This window comes from Pseudomonas sp. ok272, assembly GCF_900109995.1.
In the GTDB taxonomy this organism is placed as follows: Bacteria; Pseudomonadota; Gammaproteobacteria; order Pseudomonadales; family Pseudomonadaceae; genus Aquipseudomonas.
Window position 1 is genome coordinate 62,111 of record NZ_FOCB01000013.1, and the last position, 25,288, is coordinate 87,398.

At 59.9% G+C, this 25,288-nt stretch carries 24 protein-coding genes; 18 read left to right on the top strand and 6 right to left on the bottom strand.

The features are described 5' to 3' along the window. Nucleotides 1–27: 27 nt before the first annotated feature. The 3 genes from BMW74_RS18495 (at nucleotide 28) to BMW74_RS18505 (ending at nucleotide 6,379) form a co-directional block, all read left to right on the top strand. Complete coding sequence (locus BMW74_RS18495) at nucleotides 28–1,908, top strand: DUF1302 domain-containing protein (RefSeq protein WP_093424793.1); 1,881 nt, start codon at nucleotides 28–30, stop codon at nucleotides 1,906–1,908. 27 nt (nucleotides 1,909–1,935) lie between these two features. Then, nucleotides 1,936–3,300 carry a DUF1329 domain-containing protein gene (locus BMW74_RS18500; RefSeq protein ID WP_093424796.1) on the top strand — a complete coding sequence of 455 codons (1,365 nt, stop codon included), beginning with the start codon at nucleotides 1,936–1,938 and terminating at the stop codon, nucleotides 3,298–3,300. Between the two features lie 343 nt (nucleotides 3,301–3,643). Then, entirely contained in the window at nucleotides 3,644–6,379 is a 2,736-nt protein-coding gene (locus tag BMW74_RS18505; protein ID WP_093424800.1) for a winged helix-turn-helix domain-containing protein, read from the top strand. Nucleotides 6,380–6,391: 12 nt separating this feature from the next. On the opposite strand, the gene BMW74_RS18510 is transcribed toward BMW74_RS18505, so the two are convergent. Beyond that, nucleotides 6,392–7,312, bottom strand: a complete 921-nt coding sequence (locus tag BMW74_RS18510) for a LysR family transcriptional regulator (protein ID WP_093424803.1) — start codon at nucleotides 7,310–7,312, stop codon at nucleotides 6,392–6,394. Nucleotides 7,313–7,570: 258 nt separating this feature from the next. Here BMW74_RS18510 and BMW74_RS18515 point away from each other — a divergent pair, with 258 nt between their 5' ends. The 4 genes from BMW74_RS18515 to BMW74_RS18530 all read left to right on the top strand — a co-directional run bounded on the left by BMW74_RS18515 (nucleotide 7,571) and on the right by BMW74_RS18530 (nucleotide 11,241). Further along, nucleotides 7,571–8,941 (top strand): aspartate aminotransferase family protein, encoded by a 1,371-nt coding sequence (locus BMW74_RS18515; RefSeq protein WP_093424806.1) that lies wholly within the window; start codon nucleotides 7,571–7,573, stop codon nucleotides 8,939–8,941. Between the two features lie 181 nt (nucleotides 8,942–9,122). Further along, nucleotides 9,123–9,623, top strand: coding sequence for a methylated-DNA--[protein]-cysteine S-methyltransferase (locus BMW74_RS18520; protein ID WP_093424809.1), 501 nt, complete (start codon nucleotides 9,123–9,125; stop codon nucleotides 9,621–9,623). Between the two features lie 123 nt (nucleotides 9,624–9,746). Continuing rightward, the gene (locus tag BMW74_RS18525; RefSeq protein ID WP_093424812.1) at nucleotides 9,747–10,391 is read left to right on the top strand and encodes an MBL fold metallo-hydrolase; all 645 of its coding nucleotides are present in this window, start codon (nucleotides 9,747–9,749) and stop codon (nucleotides 10,389–10,391) included. A 118-nt stretch (nucleotides 10,392–10,509) separates the two neighbouring features. Further along, nucleotides 10,510–11,241, top strand: coding sequence for a YiaD family glycine zipper/OmpA-like lipoprotein (locus tag BMW74_RS18530; protein WP_093424815.1), 732 nt, complete (start codon nucleotides 10,510–10,512; stop codon nucleotides 11,239–11,241). Nucleotides 11,242–11,315: 74 nt separating this feature from the next. Here BMW74_RS18530 and BMW74_RS18535 read toward each other — a convergent pair whose 3' ends face one another. Beyond that, entirely contained in the window at nucleotides 11,316–11,750 is a 435-nt protein-coding gene (locus BMW74_RS18535) for a Z-ring associated ZapG family protein (protein ID WP_093424817.1), read from the bottom strand. A gap of 144 nt (nucleotides 11,751–11,894) precedes the next feature. On the opposite strand from BMW74_RS18535, the gene BMW74_RS18540 reads away from it, so the two are divergent. From BMW74_RS18540 to zapE, 3 genes are all read left to right on the top strand, one after another. Next, entirely contained in the window at nucleotides 11,895–12,524 is a 630-nt protein-coding gene (locus BMW74_RS18540) for an alpha/beta hydrolase (RefSeq protein ID WP_093424820.1), read from the top strand. Between the two features lie 24 nt (nucleotides 12,525–12,548). After that, the gene (locus BMW74_RS18545; protein WP_093424823.1) at nucleotides 12,549–13,904 is read left to right on the top strand and encodes a tryptophan--tRNA ligase; all 1,356 of its coding nucleotides are present in this window, start codon (nucleotides 12,549–12,551) and stop codon (nucleotides 13,902–13,904) included. A 90-nt stretch (nucleotides 13,905–13,994) separates the two neighbouring features. After that, a complete protein-coding gene (zapE, locus tag BMW74_RS18550) occupies nucleotides 13,995–15,089 on the top strand; it encodes a cell division protein ZapE (RefSeq protein WP_093424826.1) in 1,095 nt (364 codons plus the stop codon). 385 nt (nucleotides 15,090–15,474) lie between these two features. Here the strand turns inward: zapE and BMW74_RS18555 are convergent, their stop codons facing one another. Beyond that, nucleotides 15,475–16,371: a GlxA family transcriptional regulator gene (locus BMW74_RS18555; RefSeq protein ID WP_175479261.1), complete on the bottom strand. Its 897-nt coding sequence runs from the start codon at nucleotides 16,369–16,371 to the stop codon at nucleotides 15,475–15,477. Nucleotides 16,372–16,615: 244 nt separating this feature from the next. Here BMW74_RS18555 and BMW74_RS18560 point away from each other — a divergent pair, with 244 nt between their 5' ends. Continuing rightward, the gene (locus BMW74_RS18560) at nucleotides 16,616–17,752 is read left to right on the top strand and encodes an acyl-CoA dehydrogenase family protein (RefSeq protein WP_093424834.1); all 1,137 of its coding nucleotides are present in this window, start codon (nucleotides 16,616–16,618) and stop codon (nucleotides 17,750–17,752) included. Between the two features lie 140 nt (nucleotides 17,753–17,892). Here BMW74_RS18560 and BMW74_RS18565 read toward each other — a convergent pair whose 3' ends face one another. Then, the gene (locus BMW74_RS18565) at nucleotides 17,893–18,933 is read right to left on the bottom strand and encodes an NADP(H)-dependent aldo-keto reductase (RefSeq protein WP_093424836.1); all 1,041 of its coding nucleotides are present in this window, start codon (nucleotides 18,931–18,933) and stop codon (nucleotides 17,893–17,895) included. Nucleotides 18,934–19,178: 245 nt separating this feature from the next. Between BMW74_RS18565 and rplM the strand changes: the two genes are divergently transcribed. The 7 genes from rplM (at nucleotide 19,179) to BMW74_RS18600 (ending at nucleotide 24,047) form a co-directional block, all read left to right on the top strand. Next, the gene (gene rplM / locus BMW74_RS18570) at nucleotides 19,179–19,607 is read left to right on the top strand and encodes a 50S ribosomal protein L13 (protein WP_093424838.1); all 429 of its coding nucleotides are present in this window, start codon (nucleotides 19,179–19,181) and stop codon (nucleotides 19,605–19,607) included. 14 nt (nucleotides 19,608–19,621) lie between these two features. Next, nucleotides 19,622–20,014 carry a 30S ribosomal protein S9 gene (rpsI, locus tag BMW74_RS18575; protein ID WP_003216038.1) on the top strand — a complete coding sequence of 131 codons (393 nt, stop codon included), beginning with the start codon at nucleotides 19,622–19,624 and terminating at the stop codon, nucleotides 20,012–20,014. A 252-nt stretch (nucleotides 20,015–20,266) separates the two neighbouring features. Further along, the gene (petA, locus tag BMW74_RS18580) at nucleotides 20,267–20,860 is read left to right on the top strand and encodes a ubiquinol-cytochrome c reductase iron-sulfur subunit (RefSeq protein WP_093424840.1); all 594 of its coding nucleotides are present in this window, start codon (nucleotides 20,267–20,269) and stop codon (nucleotides 20,858–20,860) included. After that, nucleotides 20,860–22,071 (top strand): cytochrome b, encoded by a 1,212-nt coding sequence (locus BMW74_RS18585; RefSeq protein WP_093424843.1) that lies wholly within the window; start codon nucleotides 20,860–20,862, stop codon nucleotides 22,069–22,071. Before petA ends, BMW74_RS18585 begins: the two co-directional genes overlap by 1 nt. Continuing rightward, complete coding sequence (locus tag BMW74_RS18590) at nucleotides 22,071–22,853, top strand: cytochrome c1 (RefSeq protein WP_093424845.1); 783 nt, start codon at nucleotides 22,071–22,073, stop codon at nucleotides 22,851–22,853. Before BMW74_RS18585 ends, BMW74_RS18590 begins: the two co-directional genes overlap by 1 nt. Before the next feature lie 149 nt (nucleotides 22,854–23,002). Continuing rightward, a complete protein-coding gene (locus BMW74_RS18595; RefSeq protein WP_093424848.1) occupies nucleotides 23,003–23,620 on the top strand; it encodes a glutathione S-transferase N-terminal domain-containing protein in 618 nt (205 codons plus the stop codon). A 16-nt stretch (nucleotides 23,621–23,636) separates the two neighbouring features. Continuing rightward, nucleotides 23,637–24,047 (top strand): ClpXP protease specificity-enhancing factor, encoded by a 411-nt coding sequence (locus BMW74_RS18600; RefSeq protein WP_093424852.1) that lies wholly within the window; start codon nucleotides 23,637–23,639, stop codon nucleotides 24,045–24,047. Nucleotides 24,048–24,101: 54 nt separating this feature from the next. Here the strand turns inward: BMW74_RS18600 and BMW74_RS18605 are convergent, their stop codons facing one another. Next, entirely contained in the window at nucleotides 24,102–24,683 is a 582-nt protein-coding gene (locus BMW74_RS18605; protein ID WP_093424855.1) for a BON domain-containing protein, read from the bottom strand. Further along, the gene (locus tag BMW74_RS18610; RefSeq protein WP_007904374.1) at nucleotides 24,680–25,273 is read right to left on the bottom strand and encodes a phosphoheptose isomerase; all 594 of its coding nucleotides are present in this window, start codon (nucleotides 25,271–25,273) and stop codon (nucleotides 24,680–24,682) included. The genes BMW74_RS18605 and BMW74_RS18610 overlap by 4 nt, the downstream gene beginning before the upstream one ends. Between the last annotated feature and the right edge of the window lie 15 nt (nucleotides 25,274–25,288).

A 25,288-nucleotide genomic window follows, 5' to 3' on the forward strand; every position in this document is an offset into this window, starting at 1 on the left:
ACAATAAAAGCACATGGAGTAGCGTCGATGACATCAGTAAACCAGTTCTGGCGCCGGGCGAAACTGCCTCTGGCGGTCAGTCTTGCCTCTACGCTCGCCGGGCCTGCATTCGGCGTCAGTTTCAACGTTGGTGAAATTGAAGGTCAGTTCGACTCGACCCTCTCACTGGGCATGAGTGTGTCGACCCAACAGCCGAACAAGGACCTGATTGGTGTCAACAACGGCGGCAAGGGCTTGTCCCAGACCTCCGATGACGGCCATGCGAACTTCAAGAGCGGCCAAGCCTTCTCGAAGATCTTCAAGGGCATCCATGACCTTGAGTTGAAGTATGGCGACACCGGCGTCTTCGTACGGGGCAAATACTGGTACGACTTCGCGCTGCAAAACCAGGACCTGGAATTCAAGAACGTCAGCAACGACCACCGCGATCAATCGGCCCGCTCTTCCGGTGGCGAGTTCCTCGATGCGTTCGTCTATCACAACTACTCCATTGCCGATGAGCCGGGCACGGTGCGCTTGGGCAAACAGGTGATCAGTTGGGGTGAAAGTACCTTCATCGGCGGCGGCATCAACGCGATCAACCCGATCGACGTGTCCGCATTCCGCCGTCCGGGGGCCGAGATCAAGGAAGGCCTGATCCCGGTCAACATGTTCTACCTGTCCCAGAGCATCACCGAGAACCTCTCGGCCGAGGGCTTCTACCAGATCGGCTGGAAAAAAACCGTCACCGATAACTGCGGCACGTTCTTCTCCCAGCCGGACATCGTCACCACCGGTTGCGACGACAACCTGCGCGTACTGAACAAGCGCTCGACGATCCCACTGCCAACCGTCATCTTGCCGTTGTTGGAGAACAATGGGGTCGACATCAACGAGGAAGGCGTCCTGGTGGCGCGTTCACCGAACCGCAACGCCCGGGACAACGGTCAGTGGGGCGCGTCCTTGAAGTACATGTTTGCACCGCTGGACACCGAGTTCGGTGCCTACTTCATGAACTACCACAGCCGCGCGCCGATCTTCAGCGCCACCGGCGCACCGCAGTCGGTCTACAACTCCGCTGGCGCCCTGCAAGGGCCGTTTTCCGCCCTTGCTCCGCTGATTGTGGCCGGTAACTCCAGCTACTTCATCGACTACCCGGAAGACATTCGCCTCTACGGCCTGAGCTTCTCCACCAGCCTGCCTACCGGCACGGCGTGGCAAGGCGAGATCAGCTACCGGCCGAATGCGCCGGTACAACTGAATTCCACTGACATCCTGTTCGCCGGCGTTCGTCCCCTGGGCGGTGACTTGAAGGACGCCTCGGTGCTCAGCGCAGGCCCAGGTGAGGACCTGGATGGCTATCGCCGCAAGGAAATCACCCAGATCCAGACCACCTTTACCCACTTCTTCGACCAGGTCATGGGCGCGAGCCGCTTGACCCTGGTGGGTGAAATCGGCATGACCTATGTCGGCGGCCTGGAAAGCAAGTCCAAGGCCCGTTATGGCCGCGATCCGGTGTTCGGACCGGGTGAGCTGCCTAATGGCTCCTGCGAGTTCCTGAACGGCAAGACCATCGCCGGTGCGGGTCCAGGCGCCTCGGACAGCAACCTGAGCAGCAACTGCAATAACGATGGCTTCACCACCTCATCCTCATGGGGTTATCGCGGTCGTGCCATCTGGGATTACAACGACGCATTCGCCGGGGTGAACCTCAAGCCGAACGTGGCCTGGTCCCATGACGTCAAAGGTTACTCCCCTGGCCCGGGCGGCAACTTCGAGGAAGGTCGCAAGGCCATCAGCCTGGGCTTGGATGCCGAGTACCAGAACACCTACACCGCGAGCCTGGCGTACACCAACTTCTTCGGTGGCGACTACTCCACCGTGGATGACCGTGACTTCGTTGCCCTCAGCGTTGGCGTGAACTTCTAAGCATTGCTTTTCAGGACGAACACACATATGAAAACAACAAAGAGTCTGTTCCAAGCCGGTGTTCTGGGGTTGTCGCTATTGGCCACGAGTGTCATGGCCGCAGTCCCTGCTGCCGAAGCCGACAAACTGGGCAAGAGCCTGACGCCGATGGGCGCCGAAATGGCGGGTAACGCCGCGGGCACGATCCCGGCGTGGAAGCCCATGCCGAAAAATGCCGGCACCGTCGACAGCAGGGGCTTCCTGTCCAACCCGTTCGCCAGTGAACAACCGCTGTTCACCATCACCGCGCAGAACGTCGACAAGTACAAGGACAACCTGGCGCCGGGCCAGGTGGCGATGTTCAAGCGCTATCCGGACACCTTCAAAATGCCGGTCTACACCTCCCATCGCGGCGCCACCGTGCCGGATGAAGTGTTCGCGGCCATCAAGAAAAACGCCACGACGACCAACCTGGTGTCCGGCGGCAACGGCCTGGAGAACTTCGACACGGCGGTGCCGTTCCCGATTCCGAAAAGCGGGGTTGAGGTGATCTGGAACCACATCACCCGCTATCGTGGTGGCAGCGTGACCCGCCTGGTGACCCAGGCCACGCCGCAAGCCAACGGCTCGTACAGCCTGGTGTACTTCCAGGATCAGTTCGTGTTCCGCGACAAAATGAAGGACTACGACCCGAAAAACCCGGGCAACATCCTGTTCTACTTCAAGCAGAAGGTGACTGCACCGGCGCGTCTGGCCGGTGGTGTGCTGCTGGTGCACGAGACCCTCGATCAGGTCAAGGAACCACGTTCGGCGTGGGTCTACAACGCCGGCCAGCGTCGGGTGCGTCGTGCGCCGCAAGTGTCCTATGACGGACCGGGTACGGCTGCCGATGGCCTGCGTACCTCCGACAACCTGGACATGTTCAACGGTGCACCGGATCGCTACGACTGGAAGCTCGAAGGCAAGAAGGAGATGTACATCGCCTCCGACAGCTACAAGATCGACTCGCCGACGCTCAAGTACTCCGACATCATCAAGGCCGGTCACATCAACCAGGACCTGACCCGCTACGAGTTGCGCCGTGTGTGGCACGTGGTCGCCACGTTGAAGCCGGGCCAGCGTCATATCTACGCCAAGCGTGACTTCTACATCGACGAAGACACTTGGCAAGCCGCGGTCATCGACCACTACGACGGTCGCGACCAACTGTGGCGCGTCGCCGAGGCGCATTCCGAGGACTACTACGACAAGCAAGTGCCGTGGTATGCCCTGGAAGTGCTGTACGACCTGCAATCGGGCCGCTACCTGGCACTGGGCATGAAGAACGAAGAGAAGCAGGCGTATGACTTCGGCTTCACCGCCACCACCAGCGACTTCACCCCGGCAGCACTGCGTCAGGACGGTGTCCGCTAATACCCTGTAACGAGGCTGCACCCTCAGGAAACGCCCCGACTGGTTCGGGGCGTTTTTTATTGTCCGGCCTTGATGTCTATGGGTGCGGTGATGGCCTCTTCGCGAGCAGGCTCGCTTCCACACAGGTCTTGAGTGAACACAGATTCTGCCTCCACCTTCACCCCCCTTGTGGGAGCGAGCCTGCTCGCGAAGCAGTCCGTCAGGAATCCACGCTACGGCGATGCCCCCTCGTTTCGTAGACTTTTTGTAGCCATTTGTAGCAATTGCCTTCAATCCCATTCTGTTTACCGCTAGTCTGCGGTCATCTGCAATGCCGACAACAGCACTTCAATAAGAGTTGGCTATGACTGACCTGCTCCGGATTCAGGACCCTTCCAGCACTGCGATGCCGCTGCTGGAAGGGCGCTTTTATCGTCCACCCTTACCCGACGGTCATGTCCATCGACCTCGTCTGTGCGAACGGCTGAGTGCTGGGTTGCAGGGACGACTGCTGTTGGTCAGCGCACCGGCCGGTTTCGGTAAAAGCTCGCTGGCGGTGGAGTTCTGCCAGAGCTTGCCGGCGCACTGGCAGAGCCTGTGGTTGGGGCTCAGTCCTCGCGACAATGATCCGGGACGCTTTCTGGAGCGGTTGCTCGAAGGCCTGCAACACTATTTTGCGCCGCTGGGCAGCCAGGCCCTGGGCCTGTTGAAAATGCGCCAGCGTCATCAACCGTTTGCTTTCGAGGAATGGTTGGACGGTTTGCTGGATGAACTGGCAGTCCACCTGTCACCGAGCACGCCACTGCTGCTGGTGCTGGATGACTACCACCTGGCCCAGGGCCCGGTGCTGGATCGTTGCCTGCAGTTTTTCCTCAATCACCTGCCCGAAGGCCTGTTGGTGCTGGTCACCAGCCGTCAGCGCCCGGACTGGCACCTGGCGCGCTTGCGCCTGTCCCAGCAACTGCTTGAGTTGCACGAGCAGGACCTGCGCCTGACCTATGACGAATCCCTGGCCCTGCTCGACCGGCACAGCAGTTCATTGCGTGGCGAGGCCCTGGAAAACCTGATCGAGCGCAGCGAAGGTTGGGTGGCGGGGTTGCGCTTCTGGTTGCTGGCCGCTTCCGAGGCTGGCCATGGAGGGGCGCTGCCGCCGCCGTTGCACGGTGGCGAGGGCTTGATCCGCGATTACCTGCTCGAAGAAGTCATCGACTGCCTGCCCGCCGAGGTGCAGTCGTTCCTCTACGACACCGCCCCGCAAGAGCGCTTTTGCAGCGAACTGTGCGATGCGGTGCGCGAAGCCCACGACAGCGGCGATATCCTGCGCTTCCTGTCGTCCCACCAAGTGTTCCTGGTGCCGCTGGATGAGCATGGCCACTGGTATCGCTACCATCACCTGTTTTCCGACCTGCTGCGCAGCCGCCCCCCGGCCAACGCCATGGTGCCCACTGCCTCCTTGCACCTGCGGGCCTGTCGCTGGTTCAACGCCCAGGGCCTGCTCGACGAAGCCGTAGAGCAAGCCTTGCGTGCCGGGCACCTGGATGTCGCGGCAAACCTGGTGCAGAACCTGTCCGAAGAGCAACTGCTGGCTGAGCAGAACGTCGGCATGTTGCTGCGCTGGAAGATGGACTTGCCCGACAGCCTGCTGATCAGCACGCCGCGGTTGATCGTGCTGTACAGCTGGGCCCTGGGCCTGGCGTGCCAGTTGGATGCGGCTGAAGACTTGGCCAACCACCTGAGCCGTTTTCTACCCGCACCGTCGGCCACCGCACAAAAGTCCATGCTCGCGCAGTGGCTGGCGTTGAGCGGGATTATCGCCCGTGGCCGTGGCCAGCATGCGTTGACACTGCGCTACTGCAGCGAAGCGCTGGAGAGCCTGCCGCACAAACGCTACGGCCAACGCTTGATGTGCCTGTCGACCTTGTCCAACCTGGCGATTGCCGATGCCGACCTGTGGCGTGCCCGGGGCTTGAACCGTGAATCACTGGAGCTGGCGCAACGGGTCGGCAATCCGCTGTTCGAGGCGCTGGCCCATTACGACCGGGCGCGGGTGCTGGCGGCGCGGGGCGAGATTCTCCGCTCGCTGGATGAAGTGCACCAAGGTCAGCAGCGATTGCAGGGGCTGTCCCCCCAGCGGCTGTATGCGATACGCGCACGGCTGACCCTGTATGAAGGGTTCCTGCTGACCTTGCGCCTGCAACCTGAAGCCGCGCGGGTGTGCCTGTATGCCGGGTTGAGCGAGGCCCGGGCCTGTCGCGACATCAGTGTGCTGATCGGCCATTGCGTCATCGCCAAGCTGGAAGGTGACATCGGCGAGTTCGCCAAGGCCTTTGCCGAACTGGCCGAGGCCGAACGGTTGATGCACATCTGGGACGTCCCGCCGATCTACTACCTGGCGATGATTACGTTGGTCAAATGCGAACTGTGGCTGGCCCAGGGCCGTACCGACCTGGCCGAAGCCTGGCTGGCCCGGCTTGGCCAGACCTACAACGGCGAACACGCCGCCGCGCCCCCCGAATTCCAACCGCAGATGCCGTTGCACATCGAGCTGCAACAAGCGCAGTTGGAGGTCATTCAAGGCCAACCGCTGCTGGCCGAAGGTCGGCTCAATACTCTGCTGGAACATGGCCAGGAATCCGGGCGACAGATGCTGTGCGTGCTGGTGTTGAGTCAGAAGGTCGCGCTACTGCTGGGGCTCGGCCGCGAACCCGAGGCGCAGCGGGCGTTGCAGCAAGCGTTCGAGGCGGCCCTCGGTGGCGCCCTGCAGCCGTTTGAATGGTTGCTGCGCGAACGTGCCGATTGGCTGCGCGAGCAACTGGCGCACTGCCCGCCGGGCGCCTTGCGCGAGAGCCTGAGCGAACGCCTGCCTCGGGCGGCCATGCGCGAAACGGAGCCCCAGCATCACGGCGAAACGCTCAGCGCCCGCGAACAGGCGGTGCTGCAACTGATTGCCCTAGGGTGTTCGAACCAGGAAATCAGCGATCAGCTGTTCATCTCCCTGCACACGGTCAAGACCCACGCCAGTCACATCAACAGCAAGCTCGGTGTCGAGCGTCGTACCCAGGCCGTGGCCCGGGCCAAGGAACTGGGGTTGCTGGCGTAAAGGCCGGGGCAATTATTCGGACTTGCGAGCCTTGGCCGTCAACTGCTCACGGCAATAGTCGACAAACAACTGCGCTGGCTTGGTCAATTGCCCGCGCTTGAGCCTGGCCGCCACCAGTCCCGAGCCGGTGACGTCTTCGACAATCTCCACGCAGGCCACTTTCTGCCCGTCGTAGGTGCATTCCGAGTGTGGCCGGGTCACCAGGATCGAAAAGCCGAAGCCTTGCCCGACCATGCCGCGCACCATCTCGATCGACGGCGAACTGAAGGCGATGCGTGGCGTCAGTCCCAGCTCCTCGAACAGGCTGACGAAGTAGGTTCGGCTCGGCTGTACGTCCAGCAGAATCATCGGCTCCAGGCATAGGTCGCGCAGCGACACCTGGGCCTGCTGGGCGAAGCGGTGATGGGTGGGGAGCAGCGCGTAGGGGCGTTGTTGGGGCATCAGTGGTTCGGTTTCGATGGTGGCATCCAGGTCGTGTTCGTAGAGGATCACCAGGTCAAAGGCGCCCGACGTCAGGCCCTGCACCAACTCTTGCTGCTCGCCATCGCGAATGCGGATCTCCACCCCGGGGTACAGGGCCGAGAACCCGGCCATCAGTTGCGGCAGGTACAGGGGGGCAACGGTTTCAAAGCAGCCAATGTCGATTTGCCCGGACACCACGTCGTTATCGGCCAGGGCGTTCTGTTCGAATTCCTTGGCCATGCGCAGCAGTTCCTGGGCCTTGCGGTAAAACCGCGCGCCGCTGGGGGTGAGGGACACGCCCTGGGCGTGATGACGGATCAACAGTTGCACGCCAAAACTGTCTTCCAGGCCCTTGATCGCCGTGGAAATCGACGGTTGGGCGATGTACAGCTTGCGCGACGCCTCGGCGACGCTGCCGCATTCGACGGTGGTGATGAAGTATTTCAGTTGACGCAGGTTGTAGGCAGCCACGCAAACCTCGGGGGTGGATGAGTCAGGTGTCGTTCTCGACGGCCAGGACCCAAGCAATTGGCGCGCCACCTGTATCCGCACAGGCGACGGTTTTGTTATGCCCGAACAATAACCGCCCGACGCGCTTGAGGGGAACGTGGCAGGCGAGGTTTTTCATCGCTTGCGACCACATATTTACTATTTTTCCCCTGCCGCGGCCTGATCCACTATCCACTGCACAGAAACGCCCCAAGTGATGACAATAACGGAGAGCAGGCGATGACCACCCCACGTGACAGCCGCGACTACCAGGCCGCCGATGCTGCGCACCACATCCATGCATTCGTCGATCAAAAAGCCCTCAACGAAGAAGGGCCGCGGGTGATGGTCCGGGGCGATCGCCTGCACCTGTGGGACAACGACGGGCGACGCTACCTGGACGGGATGTCCGGGCTGTGGTGCACCAACCTGGGTTACGGGCGCAAGGACCTGGCCACCGCCGCCGCGCAACAGCTGGAGCAGTTGCCGTACTACAACCTATTTTTCCACACCACCCACCCGCAGGTGATCGAGCTGTCCGAGCTGCTGTTCAGCCTGCTGCCGGGGCACTACAGCCACGCGATCTACACCAACTCCGGCTCCGAGGCCAACGAAGTGCTGATCCGCACCGTTCGCCGCTACTGGCAGGTGCTGGGCAAGCCCGAGAAGAAGGTGATGATCGGCCGCTGGAACGGTTACCACGGCTCGACCCTGGCCGCCACGGCGCTGGGTGGCATGAAGTTCATGCATGAAATGGGCGGTATGATCCCGGACATCGAACACATCGACGAGCCTTACTTCTTCGCTCATGAAGGCAACCTCACCCCGGCCGAATTCGGCTTGCGGGCGGCGCTGCAGTTGGAAGCGAAAATTCTTGAGCTGGGCGCCGACAAGGTCGCCGGCTTCATCGCCGAGCCGTTCCAGGGCGCCGGCGGGATGATCTTCCCGCCAGAAAGCTACTGGCCGGAAATCCAGCGCATCTGCCGCCAATACGATGTGCTGTTGTGTGCTGACGAAGTGATCGGTGGCTTCGGCCGCACGGGCGAATGGTTCGCCCACGAGCACTTCGGCTTCGAGCCCGACACGCTGTCCATCGCCAAGGGCCTGACCTCGGGCTACATCCCCATGGGCGGGCTGATCCTCAGCCAGAAAATGGCTCAGGTCCTGGTGGAGCAGGGCGGGGTGTTTGCCCACGGCCTGACCTATTCCGGGCACCCGGTGGCGGCGGCGGTGGCGATTGCCAACCTCAAGGCGCTGCGCGATGAAGGGGTGGTCACCCGGGTCAAGGACGACATCGGACCGTACCTGCAAAGCTGTCTGCGCGAGGTGTTCGGCAATCACCCGCTGGTGGGCGATATCCAGGGGGTGGGCATGGTTGCGGCGCTGCAACTGGCGGAGGACAAAACCAGCCGCAAGCGCTTTGCCAACGAGAACGATATCGCCTGGCGCTGCCGCACGCTGGGTTTCGAGGAAGGGGTGATCATTCGTTCCACCCTGGGCCGAATGATCATGGCCCCGGCGTTGATTGCCAGCCGTGAAGAAGTGGATGAGTTGGTGGCCAAGACCTTGCGGGCGCTGGATCGCACGGCGCAGGAGTACGGTCGGCTTTGACCTTGTCGCGTTTTGACGGGCGCCTTCGCGAGCAGCGTTGAAGGCGCTACGGTGTTTGGACAAATCTTGATCCAGTTCAACCGCAAGAAACGTAGTTCTTGCGTTTGAACGCCGAATTACCCTGAATACGTCCTCTGACAAATGAACGGCCGTCATCGGCGCCGGATCAAGGAGTCTTCCCATGTCATGCGTATTCAAATTAATGCCGTCCCCGGTCGGCACGCTGACCCTGATCGCCAAGGGCCACAAGCTGTGCGCGATTCTCTGGGAGAACGAGAAGCTCAATCGAGTGCGCATCGGACCCATGCAACAAGCCCCCCAGCACCCGGTGCTGATGGAAACCGAGCGTCAACTCAAGCAGTACTTCGCGGGCGAGCGTGACTGTTTTGAACTCGAATTGGACTTTGCCGGCACCGACTTCCAGCAAGCCGTCTGGCAGGCGCTGCTGACCATCCCCTTCGGCGAGACCCGCAGCTACAGCCAGATCGCCCAGCAGATCGGCAGGCCCACGGCGGTGCGGGCAGTGGGCGCGGCCAACGGCAGGAACCCGATCTCGATTGTCACACCCTGCCATCGAGTGATCGGTGCGTCGGGGAGCCTGACCGGGTTTGCCGGTGGGCTTGAGGCCAAGCAGTTTCTATTGGGGCTGGAAGGCAAAGAGACCCTGCAACTGGACTTCTGACTCTGAGTCGCTTTGGCAATCGAGCCCTAAAGGCCGGCGGGATGACGGTTTTGTCACGCCGTGGACATCGGCGGGTCGGGCAGGCTGTGCCAGAATAGGCCATCCACTTTTCCAGGAATGCCCATGGACGCTGCCCATCCCGCGCTGATCCGCGAAACCTTCCCCGTCGGCCCGTTGCAGTGCAACTGCACGATCATCGGCGATCCGCTGACCAAAAAAGCCATCGTCGTCGATCCAGGGGGTAATCATGAGTTGATCCTGGCGCGCCTCGATGCCTTGGGCCTGAAGGTGGTCAGTATCATTCATACGCATGCGCACCTGGATCACTTCCTGGCTTCGGGCCAGTTGAAAGAGAAGACCGGCGCCACGTTGCACCTGCACAAAGACGATCAGTTTCTCTGGGACAACCTGGAGATGCAGTGCCAAATGTTCGGTGTGCCGTACACGCCGGTGCCGTCGCCGGATCGTTGGTTGGCCGATGATGAAGAACTGGCCTGCGGTTGTGGTGTGGCGTTGCATACGCCGGGTCACACACCGGGCTCCATGAGCTTTTGGTTTGCAGAGGCTAAGCTGTTGATTGCCGGTGACACGTTGTTTCGTCGCGGGGTAGGGCGCACCGACTTGTGGGGTGGCGACCAGGCGACCATCGTGCGCTCGATCAAGCAGCGTCTGTACACCCTCGATGAAGAGGCAACGGTCATAACCGGACATGGTCCGGACACCCGGCTGGGTGATGAAATGCGTGAGAATCCCTTTGTGCGAGCCTAGCGCTGCGGCGGTTGGTGCGGCGATGGAATTTTTACCGGTCGCCGTGATCCAACGCCCGCAGGGGTCTATTTTTGCCAACGTCCGTTGCACCACAGAATGTAAGAGTAGGAGCGTCTCCATGTTCACTTCGCGTCATTTGATTCTTGTCGCTACTGCCGTGGCCATGTTGTCCGGTTGTGCGTCCCCCAACCCGTATGACAACCAGGGCCAGGCCAGCAGCGGTGGTGTGAGCAACACCGCCAAGTACGGCGGCCTGGGCGCACTGGCCGGTGCTGCAGCGGGCGCGCTGATCAACCACGATAATCGTGGCAAAGGTGCCATGGTCGGCGGCGCATTGGCGGGCCTGGCGGGTGCCGGTTACGGCTATTACGCGGACCAGCAGGAGAAGAAACTGCGGGCCAGCATGGCCAATACCGGGGTTGAGGTGCAGCGCCAGGGTGACCAGATCAAGCTGATCATGCCGGGTAACATCACCTTCGCTACCGATTCGGCGAACATCGCTCCAAGTTTCTACCAGCCGTTGAATAACCTGGCAGGTTCGCTTCGGGAGTTCAGCCAGAACCAGATTGAAATCGTTGGTTACACCGACAGCACCGGCAGCCGGGCCCACAACATGGACCTGTCCCAGCGTCGCGCCCAGAGCGTGGCTGCTTACCTGACATCCCAGGGCGTGAGCGGTGCCAACCTGAGCGCCCGTGGTGCCGGTCCGGATAACCCGATTGCCAGCAACGCCGACGTGAATGGCCGTGCGCAGAACCGTCGTGTCGAGGTTAACCTCAAGCCTATTCCTGGTCAGCAGTATGGCCAGCCACAGGGCCAGCAACCCGGTACGGTCCAGCAGTACCCCTAAGCGCCTGATTGAACCCCAGGTGTAAAAAAGCCCGCCCGATCATCAGATCGGGCGGGCTTTTTAATGCCGGCTGATTACTTCTTCAGGCCGTAGTGCTCATCGAGCATACCCGGCGCATTGGGCGACTTGGGTGCGTAGTCGCGTGGTGGTTCCTGATCGCGCGGTGGCGTCAGGCGTTCGCGTGGTGCTTGTGCGGCATCGGCATGCAGAGCGGCCAGCAGGCGTTGGCGAGTCTGTTCGTCCAGGGCCAGGCGATTGGCGCCCTCGGCGAGGTGATCCTGTACTTCCTGGTAGCTCTGGGTGAGCTTCTTTACCAGGGTCGCGGTGCTGTTGAAGTGAGTCACCACTTCATTTTGATAGCTGTCAAAACGTTCCTGAATGTCATCCAGCTGACGCTGTGTGCTGTTAGGCACGGCGTTGGGCAGTAGGCGAGCGACCAGGAATCCAATGGCGACACCGGCAACCAGGGCAAGAGTCGGCAACAACCAAACTAAGAGCGAGTGTTCCACGAGTCCTTCCTCTATAAACGGCTTTGCTTTACGTTAACGGCTCGAACCTGCGCTGTATACCGCGATTCACTCGCAATAGATTGGCACAGACAATTTGCTAGACGAGTTGACCCGATTCGAGGTCACGGAGTTCCTTCCTTGCTAATGCGTGAAACCCCTGTCGTGATTGATGGCCCCGTCGGCCAACTTGAGGCCCTCTACCTGGACAACGACCAGCCCCGCGGCCTGGCGCTGATCTGCCATCCGAACCCGGTGCAGGGTGGCACCATGCTCAATAAAGTCGTGTCGACCTTGCAGCGCACCGCGCGCGACGCCGGCCTGATCACATTACGATTCAATTACCGCGGCGTCGGCGCCAGTGCCGGTAGCCATGACATGGGCTCGGGCGAGGTGGATGATGCCCTGGCGGCAGCCCTATGGTTGCGCGCCCGGCACCCCGAACTGCCACTGACCCTGTTTGGCTTTTCCTTCGGCGGCTTCGTGGCGGCCAGCCTGGGCGGACGCCTGGAAGCCCAAGGCGAAACCGTGGCCCGGCTGTTCATGGTGGCGCCGGCGGTGATGCGCCTGGGGGATCAGGATCCGTTGCCTCAGCACTGTGCACTGACACTGATCCAGCCAGAAACCGATGAAGTTATCGACCCGCAATGCGTCTACGATTGGTCCGATGCGCTCGAACGTCCCCATGAGCTGCTGAAAGTGGCAGAATGCGGACACTTTTTTCACGGCAAGCTGACCGATCTCAAGGATCTGATCCTGCCGCGCCTTTCGAATTGATTGCAGTCAGATAAGCGATTACCCATGACGACTCGTACGCGCATCCTCACCGGCATTACCACCACTGGCACCCCGCACCTGGGCAACTACGCGGGCGCCATTCGCCCGGCGATCCTGGCCAGCCGTGACAGCAATGCCGATTCGTTCTACTTCCTGGCCGACTATCACGCCCTGATCAAGTGCGATGACCCGCTGCGCATCCAGCGCTCGCGCCTGGAAATCGCCGCGACCTGGCTGGCCGGTGGCCTGGATGTGGACCGCGTGACCTTTTATCGTCAGTCCGACATCCCGGAAATTCCCGAGCTGACCTGGTTGCTGACCTGCGTCGCGGCCAAGGGCCTGCTCAATCGCGCCCATGCCTACAAGGCCTCGGTGGACAAGAACCTGGAAACCGGCGAAGACCCGGATGCCGGCATCACCATGGGCTTGTACAGCTACCCGGTACTGATGGCGGCGGACATCCTGATGTTCAACGCACACAAGGTGCCGGTCGGTCGCGATCAGATCCAGCACGTGGAAATGGCCCGCGACATCGGTCAGCGCTTCAACCATCTGTTCGGCCAGGGCAAAGAGTTCTTCACCATGCCCGAGGCGCTGATCGAAGAAAGCGTTGCCACCTTGCCGGGCCTCGATGGCCGCAAGATGTCCAAGAGCTACGACAACACTATCCCGTTGTTCTCCAGCGCCAAGGAAATGAAGGACGCGATCTCGCGGATCGTCACCGACTCCCGCGCCCCTGGCGAAGCCAAGGACCCGGACAACTCGCACCTGTTCACCTTGTTCCAGGCGTTCGCCACTCCGGCGCAGGCCGACGAGTTCCGCAGCGAACTGTTGCAGGGCCTGGGCTGGGGCGAGGCGAAGAACCGTCTGTTCCAACTGCTCGACAGCGAACTGGGCGAGTCCCGCGAGCGTTACTACCAACTGATCGAGCGTCCGTCGGACCTGGAAGACATCCTGCAGGCGGGCGCGAAAAAAGCCCGTGCCGTGGCGACCCCTTTCCTCAGCGAGTTGCGTGAGGCGGTTGGCCTGCGCTCCTTCGTCAATCAGGTCCAGGTCGCTGCCAGCACCAAGAAGAAAGCCGCGAAGGCCGCACGCTTTGTCAGCTTCCGCGAGGAGGACGGCAGCTTCCGCTTCCGCCTGCTGGCGGCGGATGGTGAGCAATTGCTGCTGTCGCGCAACTTCGCGGACGGCAAGGCGGCCGGTCAAGTGACCAAGCAACTGCAAGCGGGCGAACCGCTGGACGTGCGCAGCGACGGCCTGAGCTTCAGCGTATGGCTGGAGGGCGCATGTGTCGGCGACAGCCCGGCGTTCGCCGACAGTGCGGCGCGGGACCTTGCCATCGAGGCCCTGCGGGTCGCTCTGACACCGATCCAGGAATAATCCACGGCGTGGCCCGACCAAGGGCCGATTGCCATTCTTCAGGGCCGTCGCTACAGTGACGGCCCGTTTTTGTTGCCTTGCTAACGAATTATGATGCCCCTAGAACGATATCAAGCTGATCTCAAACGTCCGGATTTCTTCCATGACGCCGCCCAGGAAACTGCCGTGCGTCATTTGCAGCGTCTGTACGATGACCTGGTTGCGGCCTCGCAGAACAAGCCGGGGCTGTTCGGCAAGCTGTTTGGCAAGAAGGACCAGGTGCCGGTCAAGGGCCTGTACTTCTGGGGCGGGGTAGGTCGCGGCAAGACTTACCTGGTCGACACCTTCTATGAGGCGCTGCCGTTCAAGGAAAAGTCCCGTACTCACTTCCACCGCTTCATGAAGCGTGTGCACGAAGAGATGAAGACCCTGGGGGGCGAGAAGAACCCGCTGACCATCATTGCCAAGCGTTTCTCCGATGAAGCGCGGGTCATTTGTTTCGATGAGTTCTTCGTGTCCGACATCACCGACGCGATGATCCTCGGCACCCTGATGGAAGAACTGTTCAAGAATGGCGTGACCCTGGTGGCGACGTCCAACATCGTGCCGGACGGCCTGTACAAGGACGGCCTGCAGCGTGCGCGGTTCTTGCCGGCCATTGCGCTGATCAAGCAACACACTGACATCGTCAACGTCGACAGTGGCGTCGACTACCGTCTGCGTCACCTGGAGCAGGCGGAGTTGTTCCACTTCCCGCTCAACGAAGCGTCCCACGAAAGCCTGCGTAAAAGCTTCCGCGCCCTGACGCCGGAATGCACCCAGGCGATCGAAAACGACGTGCTGATGATCGAGAACCGCGAGATCCGCGCGCTGCGTACCTGCGACGACGTGGCCTGGTTCGACTTCCGAGAGTTGTGTGACGGCCCGCGCAGCCAGAACGACTACATTGAGCTCGGCAAGATCTTCCACGCCGTATTGCTCAGTGGCGTAGAGCAGATGAGCGTCACCACCGATGACATCGCTCGACGGTTCATCAATATGGTCGACGAATTCTACGACCGTAACGTCAAGCTGATCATCTCGGCCGAGGTCGAACTCAAGGACCTCTACACCGGCGGTCGCCTGAACTTCGAGTTCCAGCGCACCTTGAGCCGCTTGCTGGAAATGCAGTCCCACGAGTTCCTGTCGCGGGCGCACAAGCCGTAAGTGCTGTGCTTGAAATGAAAAAAGGCCTGCAGCGATGCAGGCCTTTTTTTGCAGTCTGTTTAACGCCAGAGATCAAATGTGGGAGCAACTGTCTTAGCCATGCCGCTCGTCACCGCCATCGCGAGCAGGAATCTGGGTTGAGCCCGTAGGAGCGAGGCTTGCCCGCGAACCGGCCAGTCCATCCAACATCAATGTCGTCAGGTTTACCGTCTTCGCGGGCAAGCCTCGCTCCTACAAGGAATCCGGGCCTGACACGGGATGGGTGTTCACCGTGGACCAGGGTGGGAGCGGGCTTGCTCGCGAACGCCGTACATCAGTCACAGATGTGCAGGCTGACACATCGCCTTCGCGGGCAAGCCCACATTTGTCCTGTGTACACCTTGCCTTAGGCCGCCTGCTGGAACTGCTGCCGATACTGGTTCGGTGACAGTTCGGTGTGCTGGCGGAACAGGCGTGCGAAGAAGCTCGCATCGTCGTAGCCGACTTCGTAGCTGATGGTCTTGATGCTCTTGCGGCTGCCGGACAGCAAGCCCTTGGCCGTCTCGATGCGCAGGCGCTGCAGGTAGTGCAACGGTTTGTCGCCGGTGGCGGTCTGGAAGCGGCGCATGAAGTTGCGAATGCTCATGCCGTGCTCGCGGGCGACATCTTCGAAGCGGAACTTGTCGGCGAAGTGCTCTTCGAGCCAGTGCTGGATCTGCAGGATGATCACGTCCTGGTGCAGCTTCTGCCCACCAAAACCGATGCGCCCTGGCGAATAGCTGCGCTGTACTTCATACAAGATGTCACGGGCCACGGCCTGGGACACGTTGGCCCCGCAGAAGCGCTCGATCAAATAGATGTACAAGTCGCAAGCCGAGGTGGTGCCGCCGGCGCAATACAGGTTGTCGGCGTCGGTCAGGTGCTTGTCTTTGTTGAGCTGGACGTTGGGGAAGCGTTCTTCGAAGGCATTGAAGAAGCGCCAGTAGGTGGTGGCCTCCTTGCCATCGAGCAACCCGGCTTCGGCCAGCCAAAACACCCCGGTGGCCTCGCCGCACAGTACCGCACCGCGAGCGTGTTGCTCGCGCAACCATGGCAGCACCTGTGGATAACGCTGGCAGAGGGTCTGGAAGTCGTCCCAGAAGGCGGGAAGGATGATGATGTCGGTGTTTTCCAGGCCGCCATCGACCGGCATGAGCACATCGCTGAAACTATTGACGGGCTTGCCGTCGGGGCTGACCACGCGGGTTTCAAAGCCGGGCGTCAGGCCTTGGCCCTGTTGTTTGCCATAGCGCAGGCTGGCCAGGTGGAAAAAGTCCTTGGCCTGCATGAGGGTGTACGCAAAAACCCGGTCGATAGCCAGGATACTGACGCGCCGCAGGGGCGTTGTGAGTTGGATAGACATAATTCAATTTATTCTTATAGGAGAAAGTGGTCACCAAGCGGCTGGATCGTCTTATTTTTTGGCTGATGTGTCCAGTGTCCCGTTCCAGGCTGGGGGCTTAGGCTCTGGGATTCGTATCCAACTCACAATAACGACAGGTGCCCCGATGATCCCCAGAACCTTGTTTAGCTCCGAGCACGAATTGTTTCGCGACACCGTACGAACCTTCCTCGAAAAGGAAGCCGTACCGTTTCATGCTCAGTGGGAAAAGCAGGGTTACATCGACCGCACGCTCTGGAACAAGGCGGGGGAGGCGGGGATGCTCTGCTCTCATCTGCCGGAAGAGTACGGTGGTTTCGGTGCTGATTTTCTCTACAGTACGGTGGTGATCGAAGAGGTTGGGCGGCTGGGCCTGACCGGTATCGGCTTTTCTTTGCACTCGGACATCGTGGCGCCCTACATCCTGCATTACGGCAGTGAGGCCTTGAAGCACAAGTACCTGCCCAGGCTGGTGTCCGGTGAAATGGTCACCGCCATTGCCATGACTGAGCCGGGGGCGGGCTCTGACCTGCAAGGGGTGAAGACCACTGCCGTGCTGGACGGCGATGAATACGTGATCAACGGCTCGAAAACCTTCATCACCAACGGCTTTCTCGCCGATCTGGTGATTGTCGTGGCCAAGACCGATCCCAAGGCTGGCGCCAAGGGAACCAGTCTATTCTTGGTGGAGGCCAATACCCCCGGTTTCGACAAGGGCAAGCGCCTGGAGAAAGTGGGCATGAAGGCGCAGGACACCTCCGAGCTGTTCTTTCAGGACGTGCGGGTGCCCAAGGAAAATCTGCTGGGGCAGGCGGGGATGGGCTTTGCCTACCTGATGCAGGAATTGCCGCAGGAGCGCCTGACGGTCGCCATCGGTGGCCTGGCTTCGGCCGAAGCGGCGTTGCAGTGGACGCTGGACTACACCCGTGAGCGCAAGGCGTTTGGCAAGTCGATTGCCGACTTCCAGAACACGCGTTTCAAGCTGGCGGAAATGGCCACCGAGATTCAGATCGGCCGCGTCTTTGTCGATCGCTGCCTGGAACTGCACCTGCAAGGCAAACTGGACGTGCCGACGGCGGCGATGGCCAAGTACTGGGGCACCGACCTGCAATGCAAGGTGCTCGACGAGTGCGTGCAGTTGCACGGCGGTTACGGCTTCATGTGGGAGTACCCGGTGGCCAGGGCCTGGGCAGATGCGCGGGTGCAGCGGATTTATGCCGGGACCAACGAAATCATGAAGGAGATCATTGCGCGCTCGCTTTGAGTCGGCGGTGATTGCTCCAGACCGTTTTCGCGAGCAGGCTCGCTCCCACAGAGATAGGACCTGTGTCGATCGCACTGATGTGCATCGACGCAGATCTTCTGTGGGAGCGAGCCTGCTCGCGATGGGGGGCTAGCGAGCGATCAAGGCGCCGGGTTCGGGTGGTCCTTGTGGATCGCCTCGATCCCCGCCAGGACTTCGTCCGAGAGCGTCAGGTCGAAGCTGGCGATGTTGCTGTCCAGTTGCTCCAGTGTCGTTGCGCCAATGATGTTGCTGGTGACGAACGGTTGTTGGGTGACAAAGGCCAGCGCCATCTGTGCCGGGTCCAGGCCGTGCTCACGGGCGAGTGCCACGTAGCGGCTGCAGGCGGCTTCCGACTGTGGGTTGAAATAGCGGCTGAAGCGGCTGTAGAGGCTCAAGCGGCCTTTTGCCGGGCGCGCGCCGCCCTCGTACTTGCCCGAGAGGAACCCGAACGCCAGCGGCGAGTAGGCGAGCAGGCCGCATTGTTCGCGAATGGCGACTTCCGCCAGGCCGATCTCGAAGCTGCGGTTCAGCAGGTTGTAGGGGTTTTGGATCGATACTGCGCGCGGCCAGCCTCGGGCTTCGGCCAGGGCCAGGAAGCGCATGGTGCCCCACGGGGTTTCATTGGACAGGCCGATGTGGCGAATCTTGCCAGCCTTGACCTGTTCGTCCAGGGCTTCGAGCGTGTCTTCCAGCGGGGTCAGGTTGACCTCGCTGGTGTGCTTGTAGCCCAGTTGCCCGAAGAAATTGGTGCTGCGCTCCGGCCAGTGCAGTTGGTACAGGTCGATGTAGTCGGTCTGCAAGCGCTTGAGGCTGGCATCCAGGGCTTGCACGATGTGTTCGCGGTTGTGCTTGAGGTGGCCGTCGCGAATATAGTTGATGGTGTTGCCTGGGCCGGCGATCTTGCTGGCCAGGATCCAGTCGGCGCGGTCGCCACGAGTCTTGAAGTAATTGCCGATGTAGCGTTCGGTGCTGGCGTAGGTTTCTGCCTTGGGTGGCACCGGGTACATTTCGGCGGTGTCGATGAAATTGATCCCGGCGCTTTTAGCCCGCTCGATCTGCGCGAAGGCTTCAGCTTCGCTGTTTTGCTCACCCCAGGTCATGGTTCCGAGGCAGATGGCACTCACATTCAGTTGGGTGCGGCCTAGTTGGCGATAGTCCATCGGGTGCTCCTTGGGCAAAACAATCATAAAAGCAGGTTGATATATTTTTCGCAATCTGCATAATTGCGCACCTCTTTCTGCAGTGGAAGTGATGCGCCGCCGCCGAAGAATCTTGCCGTTGAACGGACGCGCCGACCCGAGCCCCCGATAGCGTCTGTACCCGGCTGCCTTTGACTTGTCAAAGTACGCACTATTCAGTAAGATCCGCCGTCTAATTTACAAGGCGGCCCCTGAGGCTATAAAGAATGAAAACTTTTACTGCTAAACCGGAAACAGTAAAGCACGACTGGTTCGTCGTCGATGCTGCTGGTCAGACCCTGGGTCGTCTGGCCACCGAAATCGCGAGCCGTCTGCGTGGCAAGCACAAGCCTGAGTACACTCCGCACGTTGACACTGGCGACTACATCGTCGTGATCAATGCTGAGCAAGTACGTGTTACTGGTGCTAAAACCACTGACAAAATGTACTACTCCCACTCCGGTTTCCCGGGCGGCATCAAGTCGATCAACTTTGAAAAGCTGATCGCCAAGGCCCCTGAGCGCGTGATCGAGACCGCGGTTAAAGGCATGCTGCCTAAAAACCCGCTGGGTCGCGACATGTACCGTAAGCTGAAAGTCTATGCGGGCGCTGCTCACCCTCATACTGCTCAGCAGCCCCAAGAACTGAAGTTTTAACGGAATAGTTCATTATGTCGGCGACTCAAAATTACGGCACTGGCCGTCGCAAGACCGCAACCGCACGCGTTTTCCTGCGTCCGGGTACCGGTAACATCTCCATCAACAACCGCACCCTGGAAAATTTCTTCGGTCGCGAAACTGCCCGCATGGTAGTTCGCCAGCCGCTGGAATTGACTGAGACTGTCGAGAAGTTCGACATCTACGTCACCGTGATCGGTGGTGGTGTAAGTGGTCAAGCTGGCGCAATCCGCCACGGTATCACTCGCGCACTGATGCAGTACGACGAAACCCTGCGTGGCGCTCTGCGCAAAGCTGGCTTCGTAACTCGCGATGCCCGTGAAGTTGAACGTAAGAAAGTCGGTCTGCGTAAAGCGCGTAAGCGTCCGCAGTACTCGAAGCGTTAATTCGCTTTCGCGTTCAAAACGCCCAGTCTCCTCGCGGAGCTGGGCGTTTTTTATGGGTGAAGTTTTTTGGTGTGACAACTTGCCACATCCGCAGGGGCCCTATACTACAAGGCTTGGCGGTTTGCCCAGGTGGTAATTACCTTGTCAGAATTGGGGCTTTTCATTACCATTCGGCAAAATTTTTATAAGTTCAGATTTTTACTTAGTAGATGCCTGATTTAACAGGCCACAAAGCTGATGGGAGAGGACTGGATGAGCAATGACGGCGTGAATACAGGCCGGCGTCGCTTCTTGGTAGCAGCCACATCCGTGGTGGGTGCTGCAGGAGCGGTGGGGGCTGCGGTCCCGTTCGTGGGGTCGTGGTTCCCTAGTGCCAAGGCGAAAGCCGCCGGTGCACCGGTGAAAGTGAATGTCAGCAAAATCGAGCCGGGTCAGCAATTGATTGCTGAGTGGCGCGGTCAGCCGGTGTTTATCGTTCGTCGAACCGAGGAGATTCTGGGCAACCTGAAAAAGATCGAAGACCAACTCTCCGATCCGGACTCCAAGAATTCGGTGCAACCGGCCTATGTCAATCCGGAGACGCGGTCGATCAAGCCAGAAATTCTGCTGCTGATCGGTATCTGCACCCACCTGGGGTGCTCGCCAACCTTCCGTCCAGAAGTGGCGCCAGTGGATCTTGGTCCGAAATGGGTGGGTGGCTATTTCTGCCCTTGCCATGGCTCCCACTACGACCTGGCTGGCCGCGTCTACAAGTCGCAACCTGCGCCTTTGAACCTGCCAGTTCCCCCGCATTCCTATGAGACCGATGAGATCATTATCATCGGCGTCGATACGGAGAAAGCGTGATGAGCAAGTTCATGGATTGGGTTGATGCGCGTTTTCCCGCGACCAAAATGTGGGAAGACCATCTCAGCAAGTATTACGCCCCGAAGAACTTCAACTTCTTCTATTTCTTTGGCTCGCTGGCACTGCTGGTTCTGGTTAACCAGATCGTTACCGGTGTCTGGCTGACCATGAGCTACACCCCCTCGGCAGAAGAGGCGTTTGCCTCCGTCGAATACATCATGCGCGACGTCGAGTACGGCTCGATCCTGCGCCTGCTGCACTCCACTGGCGCTTCGGCGTTCTTCATCGTGGTCTATCTGCACATGTTCCGTGGCCTGCTCTACGGTTCGTACCAGAAGCCGCGTGAGCTGGTGTGGGTGTTCGGCATGCTGATCTACCTGGCGCTGATGGCAGAGGCCTTCATGGGCTACCTGCTGCCGTGGGGCCAGATGTCCTACTGGGGCGCCCAGGTGATCATTTCGCTGTTCGGTGCGATCCCGGTCATCGGTGACGACCTGACCCAGTGGATCCGTGGTGACTACCTGATTTCGGGCATCACCCTGAACCGCTTCTTCGCCTTGCACGTCGTGGCCCTGCCGATCGTGATTCTCGGCCTGGTGGTGTTGCACGTCCTGGCACTGCACGAAGTCGGTTCCAACAACCCGGACGGCGTGGACATCAAGAAGTACAAGGACGAAAACGGCGTACCGCTGGATGGCATCGCCTTCCACCCGTACTACACCGTGAAAGATATCGTCGGCGTAGTGGTGTTCCTGTTCATCTTCTGCTCGATCGTGTTCTTCTTCCCGGAAATGGGCGGTTACTTCCTTGAGAAGCCGAACTTTGAAGTAGCGAACGCCTTCAAGACCCCTGAGCACATCGCTCCGGTCTGGTACTTCACCCCGTTCTACGCGATTTTGCGTGCGGTTCCAGACAAGCTCCTGGGCGTGATTGCCATGGGTGCTGCGATTGCCGTGTTGTTCGTCCTGCCCTGGCTTGACCGTAGTCCGGTCAAATCCATGCGCTACAAAGGCTGGATGAGCAAGATTTGGCTCTGGGTGTTCTGCATTTCGTTCGTGATCCTGGGTGTGCTGGGTGTGTTGGCGCCTACACCAGGTCGTACGCTGCTGTCGCAGGTATGCACCTTCCTGTACTTCGCCTACTTCCTCCTGATGCCGTTCTATACCAGGCTCGAGAAGACCAAACCGGTTCCGGAAAGGGTGACTGGCTGATGAAAAAGCTATTTGCTGTACTGATTCTTGCTGCTTTGCCTGTCTTGTCCTTCGCGGCCGAGCACGGTGGTCCAGAGCTTGAAAAGGTCGATATCGACGTCTCTGACAAAGCGGCAATGCAAGATGGCGCGCGTACGTTCGCCAACTACTGCATGGGTTGCCACAGTGCCAAGTTCCAGCGCTATGAGCGCGTTGCCGACGATCTGGGGATTCCCCACGATGTGATGCTCAAGAACCTGGTGTTCACCGGCGCCAAGATTGGCGACCACATGAGCATCGGCATGCAGCCGGCAGACGCCAAGGCCTGGTTCGGTGCTGCACCGCCTGACCTGACCCTGGTAGCTCGTGTTCGCGGCACTGACTGGCTCTACAACTACCTGAAATCGTTCTACGAAGATCCGACACGTCCTTGGGGCGTGAACAACAAGGTGTTCCCGAACGTGGGTATGCCTAACGTGTTGGTCGGGCTTCAAGGTCGCCAGGTTGTCGGTTGCAAGCAGGTTCAGATCGTCGAAGACGGTAAGAAGCAATATGATCCGCTGACCGGTACGCCGCTGACGCATGAAGCGTGCGATCAGTTGACCATCGTGCCGAAGACCGGTGCTCTGACTGAAGAGCAGTTCGATGAGAAGGTCAAGAATCTGGTAACCTTCCTCGCTTACTCGGCTAACCCGGTTAAGCTGGAGCATCAGCGCATTGGTACCTATGTATTGCTGTACCTGGCGTTCTTCTTCGTATTCGCTTACTTGCTCAAGCGCGAATACTGGAAAGACGTGCACTGATAAAGTTTCAAGCAATTGCTGTTAATCGCGCGCGCCCAAGGGCGCCTCTGAAACGTAACGAATCTGGTGATCCAGGTGTTACGGGAGGCGCCCTCTGGGCGCGCTCGTTTTTCCGCTCCCGATAATTTCTACAAGCGAGGAGGACCGCCATGGGCGTGACCAATCGGTTGGCCTGTTACTCCGACCCCGCCGACCACTATTCCCACCGAGTGCGAATCGTACTGGCAGAGAAGGGTGTCAGCGCCGAGATCATTAGCGTGGAGGTGGGTCGTCATCCACCAAAACTGATCGAAGTGAACCCTTACGGCAGTTTGCCCACGCTGGTCGATCGTGACCTGGCGCTGTGGGAATCTACCGTGGTGATGGAATATCTGGATGAGCGTTACCCGCATCCGCCGCTCCTGCCGGTTTATCCGGTGGCGCGTGCCAACAGTCGGCTGCTGATCCATCGCATTCAGCGCGACTGGTGTGGTCTTGTGGACCTGATCCTGGATTCGCGCACCAAGGAGCCCGCTCGCGTTCAGGCGCGTAAAGAGCTGCGTGAAAGCCTCACGGGTGTTTCGCCGCTGTTCGCCGACAAGCCGTTTTTCTTGAGTGAGGAACAAAGCCTGGTGGACTGCTGCCTATTGCCAATACTCTGGCGTTTACCGATTCTGGGTATTGAACTGCCGCGGCCAGCCAAGCCGCTGCTTGATTATATGGAGCGCCAGTTTGCGCGTGAGGCATTCCAGGCGAGTTTGTCTGGTGTCGAGCGCGACATGCGCTAAGGCTTAAGGAGCCGTTATGAACTCCAGTCGACCTTATTTGGTCCGTGCGCTCTATGAGTGGATTGTGGACAACGATTGCACCCCGCACATGCTGGTCAATTCCGAGTATCCATCGGTACAGGTGCCGCAGGGTTTTGCCAGCGATGGACAGATCGTCCTGAACGTTTCGCCGGCCGCCGTGCGTCATTTGCACATGGATAACGATGCCGTAAGTTTCGAAGGCCGCTTCGGTGGTGTGCCGCACACGCTGTACGTGCCTGTTGCCGCGATCCTGGGCATTTACGCCCGGGAGAATGGTCAGGGCATGGTGTTCGATCTGGAGTCGCCTGTAGGCGACGAGGAAGAGGTCGAGCCGGAAGATGATCTGCCGCCGGACAACGAACCGCCGCGCCCTAGCGGTCGGCCAAGTCTGAAAGTGGTGAAGTAATAAAAAAGGCGATCCAGAAGGATCGCCTTTTTTGTGCCTGCCGGTCTGGCTACATCAATTGATGTACTCGAACAGCTTCACAATCTTTTGCACGCCGGAAACACTTTGCACGAGATTGGTGGCCTGGTTCGCCTCCTGCTGGGTCAGCAGGCCCAACATGTAGACGATGCCGTTCTCGGTCACGACCTTGATGCGCGAGCCGGGGATGTTCGCATCGGCCAGCATCTGGGTTTTGATCTTGGTCGTCAGCCAGGCGTCGTTTTGCCGGGCGAGGTAGCTGGACGGTGGCAGGATTTGCAGCTCGTTGTGGACCTTTTTCACCCGCTGGACATCGGCTGCGGCCTGTTCGGCCTTGGCCTTGAGGTCTTCGCGAGGCGTTTGCCCGGCCAGCAGCACCACGCCGTTGAAGCTGGTGACGACGATGTGCGAATCCTTGTCCAGGGCTGGATCGGCCTTGGCCACGTTGACGCCGACCTTGGTTTCGATCAGGGAGTCGTCAATCTTGCTGCCGAAGGTGCGCGTGCCGCGATCATCCTCGATAGGGGTTTCACGGGTGGCGCTCACCACGGAGGTGCAGCCGTTGATGGCGATTACGCTCAAGGTCAGGGCCAGAAGGCCTAGGCGATTAAGGGTCATTCTTCACTCCCGAACAGTTGGCTGTCGATCAAGTCGCAAAGGCAGTGGATCGCCAGCAGGTGAACTTCCTGAATGCGTGCAGTGACATTGGCCGGAACGCGAATCTCGACGTCCTCGGGCAATAGCAGCGATGCCATGCCGCCGCCGTCGCGACCGGTCAATGCTACGACAATCATTTCGCGATCATGTGCGGCCTGGATCGCTTGAATAATGTTGGCCGAGTTACCGCTGGTGGAAATCGCCAGCAGGACGTCGCCTGGTTGTCCCAGGGCGCGGATCTGCTTGGAGAAGATTTCGTTGTAGCTGTAGTCGTTGGCGATCGAGGTGATCGTCGAGCTGTCGGTGGTCAGTGCGATGGCCGGCAGGCTTGGGCGCTCGCGTTCGAAGCGATTGAGCAGCTCGGATGAGAAATGCTGGGCATCGCCGGCCGACCCGCCATTGCCGCACGAAAGCATTTTGCCTTCGTTGAGCAGGGCATTGACCATCACTTGACTGGCTTGCTCGATGTGCGGTGCAAGTACGTCCATCGCCTGTTGCTTGGTGTCGATACTGGCCTGAAAAAGCTGGCGAATTCGGGATTGCATGTCCATCTGTGTGACCTTAAG

What these genes read in the sequence shown, in the direction of transcription:
- BMW74_RS18495 (WP_093424793.1), top strand. Translation starts at nt 28, where the DNA reads ATGACATCAGTAAACCAGTTCTGGCGCCGGGCGAAACTGCCTCTGGCG.
- BMW74_RS18500 (WP_093424796.1), top strand. Translation starts at nt 1,936, where the DNA reads ATGAAAACAACAAAGAGTCTGTTCCAAGCCGGTGTTCTGGGGTTGTCG.
- BMW74_RS18505 (WP_093424800.1), top strand. Translation starts at nt 3,644, where the DNA reads ATGACTGACCTGCTCCGGATTCAGGACCCTTCCAGCACTGCGATGCCG.
- BMW74_RS18515 (WP_093424806.1), top strand. Translation starts at nt 7,571, where the DNA reads ATGACCACCCCACGTGACAGCCGCGACTACCAGGCCGCCGATGCTGCG.
- BMW74_RS18520 (WP_093424809.1), top strand. Translation starts at nt 9,123, where the DNA reads ATGTCATGCGTATTCAAATTAATGCCGTCCCCGGTCGGCACGCTGACC.
- BMW74_RS18525 (WP_093424812.1), top strand. Translation starts at nt 9,747, where the DNA reads ATGGACGCTGCCCATCCCGCGCTGATCCGCGAAACCTTCCCCGTCGGC.
- BMW74_RS18530 (WP_093424815.1), top strand. Translation starts at nt 10,510, where the DNA reads ATGTTCACTTCGCGTCATTTGATTCTTGTCGCTACTGCCGTGGCCATG.
- BMW74_RS18540 (WP_093424820.1), top strand. Translation starts at nt 11,895, where the DNA reads ATGCGTGAAACCCCTGTCGTGATTGATGGCCCCGTCGGCCAACTTGAG.
- BMW74_RS18545 (WP_093424823.1), top strand. Translation starts at nt 12,549, where the DNA reads ATGACGACTCGTACGCGCATCCTCACCGGCATTACCACCACTGGCACC.
- zapE (WP_093424826.1), top strand. Translation starts at nt 13,995, where the DNA reads ATGATGCCCCTAGAACGATATCAAGCTGATCTCAAACGTCCGGATTTC.
- BMW74_RS18560 (WP_093424834.1), top strand. Translation starts at nt 16,616, where the DNA reads ATGATCCCCAGAACCTTGTTTAGCTCCGAGCACGAATTGTTTCGCGAC.
- BMW74_RS18565 (WP_093424836.1), bottom strand. Translation starts at nt 18,933, where the DNA reads ATGGACTATCGCCAACTAGGCCGCACCCAACTGAATGTGAGTGCCATC.
- rplM (WP_093424838.1), top strand. Translation starts at nt 19,179, where the DNA reads ATGAAAACTTTTACTGCTAAACCGGAAACAGTAAAGCACGACTGGTTC.
- rpsI (WP_003216038.1), top strand. Translation starts at nt 19,622, where the DNA reads ATGTCGGCGACTCAAAATTACGGCACTGGCCGTCGCAAGACCGCAACC.
- petA (WP_093424840.1), top strand. Translation starts at nt 20,267, where the DNA reads ATGAGCAATGACGGCGTGAATACAGGCCGGCGTCGCTTCTTGGTAGCA.
- BMW74_RS18585 (WP_093424843.1), top strand. Translation starts at nt 20,860, where the DNA reads ATGAGCAAGTTCATGGATTGGGTTGATGCGCGTTTTCCCGCGACCAAA.
- BMW74_RS18590 (WP_093424845.1), top strand. Translation starts at nt 22,071, where the DNA reads ATGAAAAAGCTATTTGCTGTACTGATTCTTGCTGCTTTGCCTGTCTTG.
- BMW74_RS18595 (WP_093424848.1), top strand. Translation starts at nt 23,003, where the DNA reads ATGGGCGTGACCAATCGGTTGGCCTGTTACTCCGACCCCGCCGACCAC.
- BMW74_RS18600 (WP_093424852.1), top strand. Translation starts at nt 23,637, where the DNA reads ATGAACTCCAGTCGACCTTATTTGGTCCGTGCGCTCTATGAGTGGATT.
- BMW74_RS18605 (WP_093424855.1), bottom strand. Translation starts at nt 24,683, where the DNA reads ATGACCCTTAATCGCCTAGGCCTTCTGGCCCTGACCTTGAGCGTAATC.
- BMW74_RS18610 (WP_007904374.1), bottom strand. Translation starts at nt 25,273, where the DNA reads ATGGACATGCAATCCCGAATTCGCCAGCTTTTTCAGGCCAGTATCGAC.